The sequence below is a fragment of the Arcanobacterium phocae genome, assembly GCF_900105865.1.
GTDB lineage: Bacteria > Actinomycetota > Actinomycetes > Actinomycetales > Actinomycetaceae > Arcanobacterium > Arcanobacterium phocae.
Genome location: NZ_LT629804.1, coordinates 350,455 through 369,518 on the forward strand (window position 1 = coordinate 350,455; position 19,064 = coordinate 369,518).

13 protein-coding genes are annotated in these 19,064 nt (G+C 49.1%); 8 read left to right on the forward strand and 5 right to left on the reverse strand.

Going from position 1 to position 19,064, the window contains the following annotated elements; genetic code table 11:
- Positions 1-35 precede the first annotated feature (35 nt).
- From BLT51_RS01540 to BLT51_RS01550, 3 genes are read left to right on the forward strand one after another with little or no spacing between them, the layout of a single operon-like run.
- Positions 36-2,666, forward strand: coding sequence for a lysylphosphatidylglycerol synthase transmembrane domain-containing protein (locus tag BLT51_RS01540; RefSeq protein WP_091279068.1), 2,631 nt, complete (start codon positions 36-38; stop codon positions 2,664-2,666).
- Between the two features lie 12 nt (positions 2,667-2,678).
- A complete protein-coding gene (gene pgm / locus BLT51_RS01545) occupies positions 2,679-4,361 on the forward strand; it encodes a phosphoglucomutase (alpha-D-glucose-1,6-bisphosphate-dependent) (protein WP_091279071.1) in 1,683 nt (560 codons plus the stop codon).
- 9 nt (positions 4,362-4,370) lie between these two features.
- Positions 4,371-5,120 (forward strand): GntR family transcriptional regulator, encoded by a 750-nt coding sequence (locus tag BLT51_RS01550; protein WP_091279073.1) that lies wholly within the window; start codon positions 4,371-4,373, stop codon positions 5,118-5,120.
- A gap of 35 nt (positions 5,121-5,155) precedes the next feature.
- Here the strand turns inward: BLT51_RS01550 and BLT51_RS01555 are convergent, their stop codons facing one another.
- Positions 5,156-6,472 carry a hypothetical protein gene (locus BLT51_RS01555; protein ID WP_091279074.1) on the reverse strand — a complete coding sequence of 439 codons (1,317 nt, stop codon included), beginning with the start codon at positions 6,470-6,472 and terminating at the stop codon, positions 5,156-5,158.
- A 222-nt stretch (positions 6,473-6,694) separates the two neighbouring features.
- Between BLT51_RS01555 and BLT51_RS01560 the strand changes: the two genes are divergently transcribed.
- Entirely contained in the window at positions 6,695-7,156 is a 462-nt protein-coding gene (locus BLT51_RS01560; protein ID WP_091279076.1) for a hypothetical protein, read from the forward strand.
- Here BLT51_RS01560 and BLT51_RS01565 read toward each other — a convergent pair.
- The 4 genes from BLT51_RS01565 to BLT51_RS01580 form a co-directional block, all read right to left on the reverse strand.
- On the reverse strand, positions 7,125-7,499 hold the full coding sequence (locus tag BLT51_RS01565) for a hypothetical protein (RefSeq protein ID WP_091279078.1): 375 nt from the start codon (positions 7,497-7,499) through the stop codon (positions 7,125-7,127). The two genes, BLT51_RS01560 and BLT51_RS01565, sit on opposite strands and share 32 nt — an antisense overlap.
- Before the next feature lie 112 nt (positions 7,500-7,611).
- Complete coding sequence (locus BLT51_RS01570; protein ID WP_157672850.1) at positions 7,612-8,787, reverse strand: hypothetical protein; 1,176 nt, start codon at positions 8,785-8,787, stop codon at positions 7,612-7,614.
- Positions 8,780-13,684: a DUF6531 domain-containing protein gene (locus BLT51_RS01575; RefSeq protein WP_091279082.1), complete on the reverse strand. Its 4,905-nt coding sequence runs from the start codon at positions 13,682-13,684 to the stop codon at positions 8,780-8,782. Before BLT51_RS01575 ends, BLT51_RS01570 begins: the two co-directional genes overlap by 8 nt.
- 354 nt (positions 13,685-14,038) lie before the next feature.
- The gene (locus BLT51_RS01580; protein ID WP_091279085.1) at positions 14,039-14,344 is read right to left on the reverse strand and encodes a hypothetical protein; all 306 of its coding nucleotides are present in this window, start codon (positions 14,342-14,344) and stop codon (positions 14,039-14,041) included.
- A 218-nt stretch (positions 14,345-14,562) separates the two neighbouring features.
- On the opposite strand from BLT51_RS01580, the gene BLT51_RS01585 reads away from it, so the two are divergent.
- Genes BLT51_RS01585 through BLT51_RS01600 form a run of 4 tightly spaced genes read left to right on the forward strand, consistent with a single transcriptional unit; the run spans position 14,563 to position 19,059 of the window.
- Entirely contained in the window at positions 14,563-14,862 is a 300-nt protein-coding gene (locus BLT51_RS01585; protein WP_197672582.1) for a hypothetical protein, read from the forward strand.
- Between the two features lie 51 nt (positions 14,863-14,913).
- Positions 14,914-17,112, forward strand: coding sequence for a hypothetical protein (locus tag BLT51_RS01590; protein WP_157672851.1), 2,199 nt, complete (start codon positions 14,914-14,916; stop codon positions 17,110-17,112).
- Positions 17,113-17,139: 27 nt separating this feature from the next.
- On the forward strand, positions 17,140-17,784 hold the full coding sequence (locus BLT51_RS01595) for an ABC transporter ATP-binding protein (protein WP_091279091.1): 645 nt from the start codon (positions 17,140-17,142) through the stop codon (positions 17,782-17,784).
- Positions 17,785-17,829: 45 nt separating this feature from the next.
- Entirely contained in the window at positions 17,830-19,059 is a 1,230-nt protein-coding gene (locus BLT51_RS01600) for an MFS transporter (protein WP_091279094.1), read from the forward strand.
- Positions 19,060-19,064 lie beyond the last annotated feature (5 nt).

A 19,064-nucleotide genomic window follows, 5' to 3' on the forward strand; every position in this document is an offset into this window, starting at 1 on the left:
AACACGAGGGCGCCGATACACGTTAGGATTGAAGGGTGAAAACAGCAACGCCCTTATCATCTGAACCGGTTCGTGATCCTGCACGTAAGGTGCTTCTGGTTGATGCACCACAGCGCTGGATGCGTCAACCAGCTGATTTGGTGGGCGCTCTGGTCGCGTTCTTGGCGATCGCTGGGGTTGTTGTTTTATCTATGTACGGACGGCTAACCGTGCTGGGCGTAACAAGCGACGTGCGGGCTGCTACGTCGAGTTTGTTGGAACAGATTTTCTTTGTCCCAATCAATATTCTTGAAGGTCTTGTTTCGTTCTTCATTCCGCTGGCGTTACTTATCGATATGCTTGTGCACCGGCGCTGGCGCACTGCAGTTACTGCACTCGTGGCAAGTATCGCAACCGTGGGGCTTACTGAGCTTTCACACATCATCGTGGATCACTTTCTCAAGACCATTCCAGCCTCATTTACATCGCCACTTCTTATGTTTACCGATCCCACCCCTTACCTTGCTGTGATCGCAGCCTTACTGACGATCGCCGGGGGTTTCCGTGGGAATCGCTTAGTACGCTGGGGCTGGATTTTAACAATTTTCGTTGCCCTGTTACTGGTTCTACAAGGTAAACAAACCTTGCCAAGCGCGGTAGCAACGGCGCTTCTTGGGGTTGGTATAGCGCTGCTATCTCGATTTGTTATCGGCGCATTGCCCCGACGGATCACCGGAGCGGAGTTTGTTGATTTAGTACGCCGCGCGGGTATCGATCCGGTAAAAATCATTCGCCACGATATCGACGTAAGCGACGATGTTGCCGCCTGGTCGGTTTCTTCACATGGGGCAATCGGTTACGAAGATACCGGAACTATCCAGCGCATCACATCGATGTGGAGTTCGTCCGGCGCTGTCACTGATTATCCTGATCCTGAAACAGCACAAAAACTTGAGCGTTCCGCCACTATGGTGGCTGCCCCGGAAATGAATGGTCCGGCGATGGCTGCCCATGTCCGCGCTGCGTTCCCAGCATTCCGACCAGCTTCAGTGTCCCGAATGTATGTGGTCACTGATGCTGATGGTGCCACCTACCAGGTACATGTTCTCGATGAAGACCGGCTTATTGTTAGCGCATTAGCGGATTTATGGCGTCAGTTCCGACTGAAGATCACCTATCGCGAAGGAGCTCGCACATTAGGCGACGCCGCCCAACAGCATGTGTTGATGCAGCTCGCGGTAGAGAAGGCCGGTATTTCTCATAAGCTATTTGTGGGCGATTCCCATGGGGATTCATCAGTGTGCTTGATCTATCAGGTTCCGCAATCAGTGTTGTTGGACGACGTCGATGGTCGCATTATTTCTGACGACGTGATTGACTCCTTGTGGGATAACCTCCAAAAAGCACACGTTCGCGGCATGTCACATGGTGATCTCCACGCTGGTTGTGTGCGTGTTGACGACGACGGCTTATATATCGCCAACTGGCAAGATGGCTCATTGCTGGCATCGGAAACTGTTCGTCTTGTGGATTTGGCTCAAGGCTTAGCGATGCTCGCCGGAATTGTGGGAATTGATCGGGCGGTGGAGTCCTTGACACGCTCGGTGCGATATGAGCGAATCATGGCACTCGTGCCACTGCTTCAAAAGACGATTATGCCGCCACGCACCCGCGAGGATTTCCCGAAAGCTAAGGATTTCCAACAGATTCGGCAAGAACTAGAAGATCGGTTGCCGGACGCAAGTGCGATGGAACCGGTGGAGATCAAGCGTTTTTCGCCGAAAACTATTATCACGGTGTCCATCGGTGTTATCGCAGTCTATCTCCTGGCAGCATCGGTAAACTTTACTGAATTGTCGCAAGCGATTCGGGCCGCGAACCCGATGTGGATGATCTTGTCCTTCCTCACTGGATTGTTGACATATCTGGGGGCAGCTATAACGCTCAAGGCTTACACCCAAGAACATGTGCCGCTGGGTCAATCCATTTTAGTGCAGGTGGCGGCTTCCCTCGTCACTCTCGTTGCCCCGGCTGGCATTGGTCCGGCCGCGCTGAATCTGCGGTTCTTGCAAAAGAAGAATGTAGGAACGGCTCCCGCGGTTGCAACAGTCACGGTTGTGCAGTTGGCTCAGTTTATTACCACGGTGATATCGCTGATTGCGTTGACGCTGATTACTGGCGAACTCGGTGCCCTGTCGATGCCGTCTAGCTCGGTGATGATGAGTATTGGGCTGGCTGTTGCAGCAATTGCAGCAGTGTTCTTGATTCGCCCGTTGCGTGCTTGGATTCTTACGAAGATTCAACCGACCGTGGAGCAGATTTGGCCCCGCCTGGTCTGGTTGGGTACTCATCCGCGCCGGCTAGCGTTCGGATTCTTAGGCTCAGTCATCATGACCGTAGCCTTCGTGGCGTGTTTCGGTTTCGCGTTAGGCGCGTTCGGCTACCAGTTACCGTTGGTGACGTTAGCAGTCACCTATCTCATCTCCAATTCGGTTGGCTCGCTGGTACCGTCACCGGGCGGTATCGGACCGGTTGAAGCCGCACTCACAGGTGGTTTGGTTTTGGCCGGCATCCCGTATTCGGTTGCATTGTCTACCGCGGTTTTGTATCGGTTGTTTACGTTCTGGGGTCGCGTGCCACTGGGATGGATTGCGTTACGCATTGCCACCAAACGCAATTACATTTAGTAGACTAGAGTCATGAACGAACGCGCAGGAACTCTGGCTCAGCAATCTGACCTTATCGACGTCGATGCTCTCATCAGCGCCTACTATGACATTGAACCCGATCCAGCAAACCCAGCCCAGCAGGTTGTGTTTGGTACATCGGGTCACCGTGGTTCTGCTTTCGACGGGGCCTTCAACGAAGCCCACATCGTAGCAACCACCCAAGCAATCGTGGAATACCGTCATGCTCACGGCATTGATGGCCCGCTGTATATCGGCCGCGATACTCACGCACTCTCGGAACCAGCAGAGCGTACTGCATTGGAAGTTTTAGCGGCGAACGACGTCGAAGTTCGGATTGACGCTCGTCATTCCTGGACTCCTACCCCAGCGGTTTCCCTCGCAATTTTGACGGCGAACGGGGCTGACACGTTCGACGGCGTCCGCACCTCCGGTCCGGGGTTGGCTGACGGCATCGTCGTCACCCCGTCCCACAATCCTCCACGCGACGGCGGTTTCAAGTACAACCCACCGCACGGTGGCCCGGCAGGTTCGGATGCTACCTCGGCAATTGCGCAGCGTGCGAACGAAATTTTGCGTGAAGGTTGGCGCAATGTGCCACGTGTTCCGTTCGACGTCGCCGCTAAGGCAGATACGACGCGCGGCCATGATTATCTATCTGCCTATGTGGATGATCTGCAAACAATTATCGATCTTGAAACGATCCGGGATGCCGGCGTACGCATCGGCGCCGACCCGATGGGTGGCGCATCAGCCGAATATTGGGGTGCAATCGCCGAGCGTTACGGCCTCGACCTCACAGTTGTGAACCCTACCGTGGATCCAACGTGGCGTTTTATGACTCTCGATTGGGACGGCAAGATCCGCATGGATTGTTCGTCTCCGTATGCGATGGCTTCGTTGTTGAACCGGATGAAGGCGGACGACGCCGGTCGCTCACCGTTCGATATTGCTACCGGTAACGATGCTGATTCGGATCGTCACGGTATTGTCACCCCGGATGCTGGGTTGATGAACCCGAACCATTATTTGGCTGTTGCTATCAACTATTTGTTCACGCATCGCCCACAGTGGCCGTCAGGTGCTGGCGTTGGTAAGACGCTGGTATCGTCGTCGTTAATCGATCGGGTCGTGGGCAATATCGGACGAAAGCTCGTCGAAGTTCCGGTCGGATTCAAGTGGTTTGTGCCCGGGTTGATCTCTGGGAAGATTGGGTTTGGCGGTGAAGAATCTGCCGGTGCGTCGTTCTTGCGGAAGAACGGTACCGTGTGGACCACCGATAAAGATGGTCTGATTATGGATCTGTTGGCGGCCGAGATCACTGCGGTGACAGGGAAGAGCCCCTCGCAGTTGCATCGTGAGCTGGTGGCGGAGTTTGGTGCGTCGTCGTATGCCCGAATCGATGCGGCCGCAACGAAAGCCGAAAAAGCGAAGTTGGCTGCGTTGGCCCCAGCTGACGTGACTGCTACCGAGCTTGCTGGCGAAACGATCACGTCCCGGCTGGTTGAAGCACCGGGTAACGGTGCGAAGATTGGCGGAATGAAAGTGACCACGGAGAACGCGTGGTTTGCAGCTCGCCCATCGGGTACTGAGGACGTCTACAAGGTCTACGCCGAATCTTTCCACGGTGACGAACACTTGGCTCGGGTTCAAAACGAAGCCAAGGCCGTTGTTGCTGCTGCGCTAGAATCCTAACCAATCATTATGCTCCACCCATACGCACCTCGGATCGAACTCAATCGGACCTCAGATATTCCACTTCATGTGCAAATATCGCAGCCGATCGAGCGTGCCATTATTGCCGGCGAATTGTCTGCCGGTACGGTAATCGAGAACGAGATTTCGATGGCACATCGACTCAAGGTCTCCCGGCCAACCGCCCGGCGTGCCATGCAAACGTTGGTGGAGCAAGGACTGCTGATCCGGCGGCGAGGCAAGGGCACTATTGTGGCGCCCAAGCCTCGCCACCGGCTTCTCAAACTTTCTTCTCTTAATGAGGAGCTACGCAGGCAAGGCCAACATCCAACCACCCATATTTTGACTTATAACGTTATTCCAGCAACTGCGCGGATGGCTCAGCAACTCGATTGTTCACTCGGCACACCGGTGTTGGAACTCGAACGGTTGCGCTATCGCGACGGGGAACCTATTGCCTTGCTCTATAACTGGATGCGTGCCGATCTCGCACCAAGTTTTGCTGATCTTGAACAGCACGGATTGTATGAGTTGATTCGTCAATCTGGAACGATTATTGCATCGACAACACAGTCGGTTGGGGCTGAGCGTCCTACTCGACGTCAGGCTAAGCTCCTGACTATCCCAGTACGTCAGCCAGTTCTCACTATCAACCGTACAGCTTTCGATGAGAAGGGCGATATTGTTGAATGGGGTATTCACACGTATCGCGGCGATATCTACCGTTATGAATCGACGGTGTTTGCCCAAGGGGAGTAAACCGTCAACGACTATCCGCTGTTTCTGCCTGACTATTAGGCCTTTGAAATAAGGTCAACCAACTCGTCAATATTGGTAGCAAGGACTGACTGCGGGTAGATGAGGTCTGCCCCGTCCCATGAGATGCTAGCAACTGGTACGCCTTGTGCCGCGGCCTCCATGAGCTCATACGGATAGATAGTGGCAGCCATACTGATGAATACATCTATTTGTTCACAATACCTCTGCCAGCTCCCATCGAGTTCGCTAACCCTCTCATTAAGTTGCGGACATTGCTTAAGGCGTTCTTGCAAACTCCAGTATATTGCAAACGAATCATCATCTTTGCTATGCAACCGTGCTTGAGCCTGTTCCAAAGTAGGATAAAAACACAGCGAGGCATCTATCCCCCGAGCCAAGAGCTGCTCTACCACATCCAACGCCCCATCCAAAGCAGACTCATTCCCATAGGCATGAGCAGACACCCCAATACGAATCTTCTCACCCAAGCTAGGAACACTAAGAGAAGACAGATCAAGAGACTGCAACTGCTCAATAGGAGTGCCATGCATAAGTACAGGAGCGTTAATAATTCTCGGGTCATCTCCTAACTGATTCCGCAAAGCCACATACTGCTCAGGCATAGTACAAATAAAACGATCAACCCGTTCCAGATCAACAGCTTCCCTCAGTAGCAAAACATCTTTATTGTAATCAACCTCAACATTAACTACGGTCCTATCCGACAAAAACTCTATCGCTTGCTGAATATTTGAATAAGCCCCACCAAGATACACTTCCCGACTCAACAACAAACGCAGCTTATGCCATGACGTGAACTTGAAAAAATGGAATACGTTCTTTCGATACAGGCGAATATCCGCTAAATCTTGAGCCTGTAAAAACCAGCTTTCAACCCCCGCCTCAAGACCAGCTCTCCGAGCTTGACGAGAAAGCACCCTAATTTCTTCACGGCCTTTCGAAACTAAATCATCCAGCCTACTAAACAGTTCAGCCTGCCGCTCACCCTCGGGCGCGACCACTACCGGAATCACCCCACAAGCCTGAGCTTGATCAAAGCCCTCCCAGCTAGTGTCTTCGCAAATAATCACATCCAACAAAGACCACGCAAAAGCCAAGTCCGCATCATTTAACGCAACCTCGCCTTTAGGCATAATAATCCGATCACCAGGCAACACCTCAACCACATACCCAGTACCAGCCTTAACACCCCACCCCTGAACATCAGCCCACTGACGAGTAAAACCAGTCAACGAATCACCAACCACCCCCAACACCAAACCAGAACCAAACAACCCACACTCACGCTTCGTCCACGCCGGATCTAACCGCACGAAAAACAATTCACTCATAATAATTACCTAACAAAGACCAGCAGCTTTTACCAGAGAAGTTCATACCCTCACGGTTAATTTTTGCTAGCTTTCTCGTCATATCCGAACTGCTACCAGAATGTGTCACACTAGAGTTTTCAGAACAACACTTCCAGCATAGATCCAAAACTAGCAAAAGCCCTACACGATAAATAAACTAATTTTATCGACATGCACATATGTATGATGTAAGGAACTGAGATGGACACACCTGAGATTGAACCATTGAAACTACGCGAAATCACTCTTTTTGCACGCTATGAATACGTGAAACGTCTCCGCTTATTTCGCCGCGCGATCGCAATTATGGTTCTTGTCCCGGTAGCAACTATCGGGGAACGTGACATTGTTTTCGACTACCTCGAAATCGACTCTATAACACTAGAAGTACTCCTAGAATCTCCTCAGAATTTCATACTCGGCAGTGGACCCTTCTTTTGCGGGATCGATTTCCCTGATAGCTATATTGAAGAACTCGCCCAGAAAAACAATGTTGCCGCAGATAGCCTGATCATTTTCGACGGCGATGAAATCTACGCAACCATTTACGGCGACGAAATCCCCGCACTACAATCATGGATGAGCAAAGCAAACGACCTCCTAGAAGACCCCACAACCACATCAAAAAACACTACAACAGACGCGAACGCGGAACCCTCTTAGGCTTAGAATCCTCTTTCGGCGGCAACAACGACGTACCTACTGCGGCACCTAAAATTCCAGAAATAAGCCATAGAGCACCAAGTAGTCTATTATGTGCTATCCAGATAAAAAATATATCTGGCAAAAGAATCAGTAAAATAAGCCAAAGCGCAAAATGTTTTATATGAGGAATGAAAAATCCGTAAATCGCCAATAAAGCGAATGCTGCTAAATCAACTAAAATATATACCTTGGAAACCACTATCCCACGGACAAGAGCAGGAAGAAAAGAAAAGATAATCCAAATACTAAAGAAAAACAGTACGTCTTTATACGTATTCTTATTAAGAGTAGGACGCTCCATTACCATAATTCCTTTAGAGCCGAAAAAAGACTACCCACGCCCATAGCTACACCTTCCGACATAACAGTTGCAGAAGACCCCCGCGATGATAGAGCCCTTAAAAACGTGAATATCACCATTTGAAGCAGAACGTACCGATCGTACTCGGCGTATCACTAGGAAAAACCGCTACCGGTGGAGCCAAAACAGAAGCAGGATTACTAAAAAATTGGTCAATCAACTCCGAAGTCAAACCAGCAGTCTTCTTCCTCGCATCATCCCAATCAGTCGGATTCCAACGCCGCAACCCCACCATCCTCGTAGAAACCAAAGCCGGATAACACTGATACCAACCACCAAAAGGAGCCCCCACCGCCCCACGATGAAGCACCGCACTACGAAACGAAGCAGACAGATTCGCACCCAAAAGCGGATAAATATGCCGATACCAACCACTAATCACATGATGCCAAAACACCCGGCCATCTATCCCCACCATCACAATCTCATACCGATTCCTACCAATCACCCGCGCCCACAAACACGCAAACGGACCATACTTAGCCACAGTCCGCTGCACAAACTGATACCCACGATGATTACCAATCAAAAAACCGACCAATGCACCCCCACTCCACGACCAGATAATCCAGGGGGACACATAATCACGTAATGCCAACGCAATCGGCAAAGTCACACCAAACCCAACCCAAAACATCACCACATTCCACACAACGTTAGGTAACCTCACCAACGTCGCATAATACAAACACAACAAAGCAAACGTCACAGCCGGAACCACCTTAAACCAGCTCTCGGCCTGACACGTAGGAACAACCACCCCAATCACCGACAAAACCAACGTTAAAACCCACTCAACCAACATAAACTTCGACAAATCCGGCGCAGAAGGAACCCCCATATCACGCTTACCACGCCAATCATGAACCATCTCAAACCACAACGCAGACAAACACCTACGCCGTAAAACCTCATCATCAAGTTCCAACGCATAAATCAACATATCAACATACGAACGCGGATCAACCTCAGAAAAAACCGCATCAGACAAGAAAATCCTCACATACCGCAAATTCTTCCGAGCCCTAAACCTATCCCCCGCCCGCAAAGCATCCAACACCTCATCAAAAAGACCTTGAACCTTCACCTCATCAAAATTCAACCGACCAGCACCCAACCGAGCAAACCACCACTGCCCCAACACCGGATGAACCGCCCGATACTGCAACCGAGCACACTCAACCATCACCCGCTCAACACACACAATCTCCAACCCAAACTCACTCACCATGAAACACCCCAAACGGCAAATCGATATTCCTAACATCTCTACTAATCACTGGAGAATCGGGCGAAGCCTGATAAGAGAAAGTCACAATCTCTCTCCCCTTTTCCCATTTATCAACATTCACAGACTTTACTGAACCAGTATGAAGGTAATCCTCACCCAGAGCATAGATACTATCTGGAGCAAGCGTAGAGGTACGCGGGTCATAACCGAAATTAGGTTTCCTTATAAAATCATCAATCTTATCTTCCACAGCGTTATTAAAAGAGTACGGTGAAAGTCCATACAAGGGCCCATACCGGTTCATTCCTCTAGTCTCAATTCCCACCACACCTGAACGCGTGATCAACGCAGTGGGTGAAAACAAGGCACCCTTAACCTCTTCACCAAAAGAACCCGTCTGTATACCAAACGCATCTTTTATAGGCTTCTCAACAACCGTGCTAACCACATCTTCAGCGCTCTCTTTCAAGAACTTAGAACCATACACAATAGGCTTTTGCAACAATTTCCGGCCATTTTCACCCAGATTCTGGAACAGCTTTTGAGACCCTGCATTTAGACTGGTCTTCGCAATCAAAGGAGAAAGAAACTTCATTCCTGCCCCAACCCCTGTACCAACCAACGTAGTAATTCCAACACTAATCCAATCTACGGTTCCACCATTGAGTTGTTGGAAGGTAGCATCAACACCAGCACCAAACAGTGCTGCGCCAGCTGGCCCGCCAATACCTGTGAACATTATTACCCCACCTGCAACCATCAGCCCAAGACCAGCTAGAGTGTTCCAACTCCAAAAGTTCTCTTTCGCGCGAGTGAAAAAGCTCCTCTGGTCAATCGTTTGTGAGTAGGCCTGCATTTGTTGGTCAGTTACGGGTTTGAGACCATAAGGATCAGATAGGTTAAGCGGATTATTAGCAGCATAATTATAAGGACTAGTCTCCCACACAACACCAGCCGGAGCAGATAATGGATCTTGAGAAAGAAAGCTCACGGTAGCCGAGTCGTAGATCCTCGCCCCCATCCAATCAAGCCCATTAATACGCAAACTAGCCCCAGCAAGACTCACCCCATCTGGCAACAACCCCGTAAGATACTCCGGACTGGCTCCGGTAAAAGTGTAAGGATTTAACACGCTAGTAGAAGCATTCGGCCGCCAACCATGGGCTTCCTGATATTCACTTTTCAAAGAGGTACTATCCGGAGTGAGGTATTGGCCTCCAGGCAGACTAAGAACCGGATCTAAACCAATACCCGTTACCGCTGGCATCACGCTAGCATAATCCCACTCAATACTGGCGTCATTAATACCAGTAAGGTATCCAAGCGCATCCACTATTAAACGTTTAGTATCGGCTAGCATATCCGGACCAGTGAAATTAACACTTTCCAGAAAGCCGTTTAAACCCCACGTGTAGGTAGTGGACTGCCCCAGCGAGTTTTCTTGACTGGTTCTTTGCCCAATCTTGTTATAAGTGTAAACAGTCTCTACCGCACCAACCCCATCATTGCTACCAACAGTAGTAGTGGTGTAGGTTAACTGCGAGGCTTGGTTATATGTGAAAAACTCGCTAACTGCTTCACTACCAGAACGGTATGTACTAGTAGTTAAACGCCCACTTTTATCGTAAATCCACCGACGCGATTGCCCACTACTAGTTCGCATGCTCGTTAACTGGTTGGCCTCATCATAGGAATACTCAATCATTTCCGAGACAGTTTTCACGCTTGCCACTCGCCCAAAAGCATCACGGCTAATCAGAGTAACATCCTGGGCCTCACCAGGTTTTTCAGTGGCATGCTTAGTAACGAAACCATTATCCCACACCCACTCGTGCGAACTATCACCGGCTTTGATATGTGTAAGATTCCCGGCTTTATCGTATGAGAAGAATGCCTGACCCAGCAAAGGATGATCAATACTAGCTAGCTGCCTGCTAACGTCGTACTCATAACGGGTCTCAATTCCTAGCTCGCTCACATACTTAACACGCTGACCGTCCTTATTGTAAAACCACTCAGCCTTACGCCTACCGCCGTCGTTACTAAACGTGGTTTTACTAGCTAACTGTCCTAGCCGAGTATAAACAAGCGTATGGGTGAGCGGATCAGAACTTTCGGCGTTAGTGTAATCAAATAACGTGATAGTGCGACTGAGCATATCAGTTTCTACTTTGAATAACAGCCGCCCATTAGCATAGGCCTCACTCAAGCGCCCGTTAGTATCATAAGCATAAGTAAAACTAGTACCCTGAGCATCCACCATAGCGTGAACTCGGCCAGCTTTATCATACTCAGCTCTAGTAGTGTTACCTAACGGGTCTACTACCTGGATCAGATTACCTGCCTGATCATAAGCATAAGTATGTATCCCGCCAGCGGGATTAACCATTCGAACAAGCCTGCCTACAGCATCGTACTCATACCGGCTAGCTCCGCCCAACCCGTTAATAGCCTTAATAAGTTGCCCTGCCTTATCGTATGTAAACCAACGCGGGCCACCGAGACTATCGCGCGTGAAAATCAACCGCCCAGCTTTATCATATTTGCGTTCTACAACACCTTGGCCTGGCACAACAGCTTTTACGAGTCTACCCACTTTATCGTAAACATAGCTCGATTCATCCCCTACCGGGTTAATCACTTTGATCAAACGAGAATCCGCGTCATACTCACACCGATATATTCCCCCATTTGGAGCAATAACAGTAGCTAGCCTGCCGCACACATCATATGTGTAACTCGTGACCAACCCCTGCGCAGAGGCATGAGCAACCACCCGGCCGGCAAGATCACGGGTCAGGATAGTTAAACCACCATCAGTATCAAGGAACTCCACTGGCTGACCAGCCCGGTTATAAGTGACAATCTCCGCATCCCCAGATATATCAACAGTCTTCACCGGACGCCCGAACTCGTCAAACTCCACAACCCCATCAGTCTTACCCGAACTATCATAGCTAGCTATCCGACCAATAATGGGACTACCAGTAACTGTGGCCTTAACTCCTTCCGGATCAACCACACCCGCAAAATTTCCCAACTTATCCCACTGATAAGTCCAGCTACTACCAGAGGGGTCTGTGAAAGACTTCAGCCGCGAAAGCCCATCATACGTAAAAGCATACTCAGCCCCATCAGGAAGCTTGATGGCTTGCACATTGCCCAAATCATCAAACTCTTGAACCGTGGCCCGACCTAACCCGTCAACGGCTTTAACTAGCTTGCCGTGCGGCCCATACTCAAAAGATTGTACTGCACCGATTGGATCAGTATTCTTCACCAACCGACCGGCCTTATCGTAGTGATAGGTCCACTCTCCGCCTTCAGCATCAACCATTTTCTCAAGTAGCCCTGCAGAACTGTAGGAAAACTCAGTAACAAAACCCAGTGGACTAATTGTCTTAACCACATGACCTGCCGCATCGCGTTCCATGGACGCAACAGCTCCCTGACCGTTAACTACTGAGATCAAATCGCCATGAACATCATAATCGAACCCGAGTCGCACACCTTCTGGATCAACCACCGAAACTAACAAGCCATCACGCCAGACAAGCTCACTAACCCCGCCGAGTGGATCAACAATCCGGCACGGATTCAAACACGTATCATCAGCATACTCGTAGCTAACTGTTCCTCCAACACTATTAGAAACCTCTACGATGCGATCAAACTCGTCCCATTTATAAGACACGTACGCTTTAGACGGCAACACCTCACGCACCAGACGGGAACGCTCATCATACAAACGCACCCGTTGATTGCCGTCCCGGTCCCGAACCATCACAAGGTTATCCCACCGGTCATAAGACATCGATTGACGCTGATCGTCACTATCAATCACGCCCACCGTATGACCATAGGCATTCGCTATCCACGTATTCGCCCGACCCCCATCGCCGTCGCTAACGACAGTGATATTGCCAGGCAAGTAAACATACTTGACCCGTCGACCAAACTCCGTAACCTGGCTAGTCACCCGCCCCTTGTTATCGTAAACGTTCACGCACTCAACCACGCCAGCAGCATCCACCACCTGCGTGATCAGCAAACCATCCCAGACATACTCACGCGAACCAGAAAGACCATCGACCCGAACTAGCCGAGACTGAGCATCATAAACATAACAAACCTCACGCCCATCATCACTGCCCACCCGCTCAACCAGGCCATCAGACGTATACGAGATCTTCATGGATCGGCCACGCTCGCTCAAGATTCCAACAACAAATCCGGCATCATCACGATCCACGAATAAACCACTACCCGCACCTCGAGACTCACCCAGCCACATACCAGTCTCGGTAAAGTACCATTGCCCGCCAGCATTATCAGATACCAGCCACACAATCGCATCCACACCAACGATGTTCGCAATCTGATCCTTTAACCACCCATTACGAACAGTATCTACACCAGTACGACATACCCAGAAACTGTCACGCACAGCCCGAACCAGACCATCACCAACCAACCCAAAAGGCACTAAACGTCCATCAGCCATCACCCAGCCGACATGCTCATCGTCGTCCAACTCCAAGACCTGATCCAATACACTAGACCACCCTGGACCAAATACTCCACCACGCCCATTCAACGAGCCCACCGAGTTATACAACCGTGACAAACCCAAACCTGCAGCTGAACCAACAAAGCTCAAATCCAACTCAGGCTCCACAAAATTACCAGTCGCACTATTCACCGGATCCTCAATATAGCCGGTCTTCGGATCAATACCAGCCATAGTCGGGGAGGAAATATCAAGATCTTCACGGACACAATCAACATTATATGACTGAAGGACCTGACTGATTGCCTGATCCGACAAGCTAGCAATTCCACTACCAGAACCAGCCGACGCGAACGCCTCCCCAACCACACGCAACCAGTTCACATCATTCTCATTTAAGCTGATCCACCTATCTAGTTGATGAAACACGTCATTAACTTGAATCAAACCATAGCGGCATTGGTCAGTGAACGCCTCATAACAATTAGCCAAAACAGAACCACGAATAAGGTTCGTACTAGCCTCACGTAAATTACTCGAAGCACTGAGTAAATTTTCTGGAATCGCACTAGAGACTCCACCAGCTGGCCCTTTTCCAAGCTCCTGCTGACGATTATTGGCTACACTCGCAGTGATAGACAGTACCGGCGGATCAGCCGGCGGTAAATGTGGCGGTTCTTCCTGGCCAACCAGCCAATCCCACCCTTTTTCCCACCAATTATCGTGCCGAGCAAAATACTAACGAACTAACCGTCTACGCTGATTCTCTTTAGCTGCTTGTTCTTTTACATATTCAACTTGACTAGCTATCTTCGTTAAAGCTTCCCGTAAAGCCTGACCATCATAAGAACAAACCCGCATATTATGCGCAAATACAGTAGAAAAATAACCAGCAAAGCTAGTTGACGCTAGGCTCTCGGCACCTACACGAGTAGACTCGAAATTAAAAAGAAACGCAACAGCCTTGTGCAACAAATCAATAAAATCATCAGCCGCAGCATTACTAAACCGAACAGAGCTTTCGTACTCGCCAAAATTTACCATTGATTTCCTCGTTCACATTCCAATACCAGCAAATGCACTAAAAATCTTTTCAGAAAAAAGAATAACACGTCTTAATTACCGTAAAGGAAATTCACCATTACATTACTCTTTTTGCATATAAATCGCACTTAACTATGATTCATGCTAATTGACATGGAAGTGACAGTTTTTTATCATAAAAGAGCAGGAATTGTCACTGCCCCCAGACAACAAAGGAGTTGCTTCATCATGAAAAAACAAAGAAAGCACTAGCCACATTTTTAGTATCACTTATCATGCTTGCTGGTGGAGCAGGCTTAGCTAACGCCGCCACCGTCTACTATAGAGGCGTTGCTGTTAACTGGGACCACGGGCGGACATGGGGAGTTTATAGTTATTCTCAAGTACAGACTCACCACTTCACTCATTCTGCCACCGCAAATGGAACATGGTCTGGCTGGAAAAGCCCTGGTGTTACTGCATACGCTTCAGAGTATGTTGGATCAGGTCTCGCTCAAGCATACTGGGATTGCAAGTAATAAACTCTAGCTCGGCATAAAATACACTATTAAGGGGCAGCGGCACTTCCAATGAGTAAAATATTGCGTTTCTTAAGTTTTATGCTCGCATTAATAATGAGCATATTGTTCGGGTTAGGAGCCATTCTCACCGCTGGCTATGATTACACCCGTGCACTTCAACAATACGCTGAATCTGGGCAAGTTATTCATCTACACGGTGTAACTGAAGAAAAGTCGCAATTAGTAATAGAAACACTATTACATGAGGTTGACAATCATCACGGCCTCATCGTTCGTGGCGACTATATTTTAGACGATAACGGCAACAACAACGGATACCGATTCGGTTTTTATGGTAATGCTAGCCCCGACATGAGCGACCTGCCAGTATCTTATTTAGGGACAACCGTTTTTGACATCCGCAACATCAACCAGCTACTGGCAGCCGATCCGGGCTCCACTTTAGGGCTTGACCAGGTAGCTGCCGATCAGATAGCACCATTACCATCAATACTCGGCGCAACAAGAGTGATAGGCGTTCAATTAAACGATCTGTTGCAAATCTCTGGAACAATCAATGGAACATATCGTATTTTTGGTCTAACACCGCAGGACATAACTAATCTTGCTACTAACATTAGTGCACTTGCCGACGTCGATCCTGATACGATACTTACCTCTTTGCATGGGGCGTATGCCCAAGATCCACTGCTCATCACCATCGTGTACGCGGCCGCCGCAATTTCTTGGATATCTTTGGTTTTTATCCTTATTTTGAGTGCTTATCAAAGCACGTCCACACTCGGTACTCATATTCTTTTAGGTTGGTCACGTAGCGAATACGTTATCAAAATTTTCCGGCCACTGATTGTTGTTTCAGCAAGTGGCATCATCGTATCGTTTGCTATTTATCTAGCTGGGTTCACTCATTTTTCCATCACCCTTAACACCATAACCAACGGTATTCTAGCCGGAATATCTGCATTTGCAGTGATATGTCTAGCCGCTGGCGTAGCATCAACAGTTATTTTCAGTATCAGCCCGGTCAATGCGGTACGCAACCGAATTTCGTCAAAAGTTTTAGGTGTATGTTTGCTGATTTTCTACTTTGCTTCCTCTGTGGGCATTGTTGTCGCCATGTACGGACTTGATGGACCGTTGCGTACCGTCCACCACATGTCTCAAATTCAACAACGGTGGTCAAACTATTCCGATCTTGAAATTCTTTATAAGGAAAAAATTGGCCAAAATAGTAGCTCTATTTCCGGGCAGTCGAGCTCACATTCAGTTGAATACTATAACTGGTATCGTTCATTTGAAGGAAGCACCGGTGCCTACCTTGTCCATACCGAGTACATTGATAACGAGTTACTCGATATTTGGCGTAACGGGCAGATATATGACCATGTACCTAACCAACCCTACTGGTCCATGTTAGCCTCACCAAATTATCTGATTGATCAAGGCCTGCCAATCAAAAACCACTGGGTTAACCAAGCGCACAACGGAACACGAGTCTATCTCTTACCTGATACCCTGGCTGACGATGATGCGCAAGCGCTCGAAAATTATTTACGCGATTACGCAAACACTTCTTTTGACAGCGATATCCGCAATACGTTTACCGACAATCCACAGTTCGCTTTCTATTATTACCACCCGGAAACCGATATTTTTGTGTGGAATACGGATCTCGAACGCGCAAACACAGTACCGGATCCAGTCATCCTTCTTGCTACAACAAACAATATGATTCCTATCGAGTCAGAAAGCTTGTGGGCGAACGGATTAGAAAATAGTTACCTGAAGCTCACGAGCCAAGCAGCAGATACATACTTAACTCCACAATATTTGAGCGACTATCAGCTTGACGATAACCAACCAGAGTTTTTACCAGTGGCTAATTTTATTGCCGGTTTACAAAAGACGTTAGGTGACACGATTAAGCTGTTTGGCTCCGCGATAGCTATTATCGCTATCTTAGAACTAGTTATTATCACCTCGATAGTGAAAATCTATGCTGTGTCTCGCCGGGAGATGATCGCCGTCAAACGACTATTGGGACACCCCCTAGTTGGAATATTCTTACCACCAATCATTTTAGTTAGCGCAACAACAGTTATCTGTATGCTTGCTGCAACCCTTCTCGGTAGCACTAGCGGCATCGTGGTAAGTGCTGGTTGTGGAATAATCCAAATCTTCTTACTGAGCTATCAAGCTCGTCGCGCTACCCAAGCCACCTTGAGCACCATGATCAAAACTGCCTAACGTCCCAAATAAAGAAAAGAGCAGATAATGTCTGACATTTTACGCGTTGATAACCTGCGGAAAACCTTTGGCCAACGAATTATTTTAGATCAGTTAAGTTTTGCTGTACCTGCCGGCTCTAGTCTAGCCATCACCGGCCCTTCTGGCTGTGGCAAAAGTACGTTGTTAAACATTATTGGCATGCTAGAAGCACCCACATCAGGAACAATTCAACTCAATGGCCGCACATTGCCGAAGATTAATTCGGCCGCCGCTACTAAGTTGCGGCGCGAAGCCATCAACTATCTTTTCCAGTCCTACGCTCTCATCAGCGACAAAACCGCCTTTGACAACGCATTACTGGGATTGCATTACGTGAAAACAAATAAGGCAGAAAAACAAGCACAGGTTGAACAGCTTTTTGACCGCCTCGGGCTATCCACCGTGAAAAATGATCTGGTTTCTACTCTCTCCGGCGGCGAACAACAACGTCTTGCGCTAGCGCGTTGCATTCTCAAACCAGGAAATCTCATCCTCGCCGATGAACCAACTGGCGCGTTAGATCAAGATCTTGCACAACACGTTCTCACTGAAATGCTTACGCTTCAACACGAACACCACAAAACCCTTATTATTGTTACACATGACCCACATGTTGCACAGCGTTGCGATGAGATAATGCAGCTGGGGTAAGAAAGTTTTATACATGTGCCCAGCCTTGAAGTAAAGGATATCTGATTGTCTTTCCAACTGTTGCGCCGGGTCCGCCGAGTCATGGTGGTTGGCCTGATCCTCACAGTTTTAGGTAATCGCCTCATTGAAGGCGGCTGGAACGCGCTCACTGCTGCCGGCCAGGTCAGTGTGGGCACGTTCGTGCTCATTTCTTCCGCTGAACAGTTATGTGTTTTTGCTTTTCCACTCTATGCGCATATCCTCAAGAAATATTCTCCAGATAGAACGCTTATTACCGTTGACTTCATTGAAGCCCTACTGTCGATTGTCGCCGTCGTCGCACTGATGTTTGCCGGCATACCGCAGATGTGGTTGCTGGTTGGATATATTGCGATCGACCTTTTCCTCGCCCCAGTATCCGATATCGCTGAAGAGTTTTACGGCGCGGCGTTCGCTCAACAGTCCGAAGAACACGCGCTATCGTTCAACGCCGCCTTGTATGCTTGGCTCGGCTTTATCGGCTTGGTTGTTGCCAGCCCGGCTGGCGCGTGGATGTCTGTTCTTTCCGTGCAGGTTCTCTTTATTGCTAACGCGGTGTTGTCGCTTGCCGGAGCCAGTTTCCGGATGTGGGCCCGGCACACCTACGCGATGCCCGCGTTGATTGATGCCGACGACGACGAATTCTCCGTCACTGGTACGCGCCTCCCGATGCGTCAGTTCTTCTTTGATCTTTTCCGTTCTGGCCCAGCTTCTCCGTTGCTGTCGTTTGTTTTGCAGGTTATTGGAGCGTTGACCGGCTCACTGGTATTCTTGTGGGCAGCGAACTTGAGCGAGCGCCCGGCACAGATAGCCATGGGGTGGGTGCTGATTACCTTCGGTAGTGCAGCAACCGTTGGCCCACTCGTTGGGCGACGCATCTCCAAAGCCATCCCCACCAAACGCGCCTTGCAAGCAACCGCCGGACTTTCGGCTCTCAATATTGTGATCGCCGTCGTCCTCATTGCCAGCAATAACGCCACATTCTATACCGCGCTCGGATTTATTTTCTGCAACGTCCTTTTCAACAAAGCCCGGGTGATTATCTTGGAAACTCACCGCCAAGTATTCTTCCGCGGAAGCCAATTCGCTCGCATCATGAGTTGGTCCTATAGTTTTGGCGCGATCGGAACGATTTGTGGATTACAGTTAGGCTACCTGCTCAACACGCCACAATCGCCGCTCAGTGCCTTGCTTATCGCGACTACTTTATGGGTTGTTGTTGCCGGTGTAGTCAGTTCCCGTACGTCATACACCTGAGCACA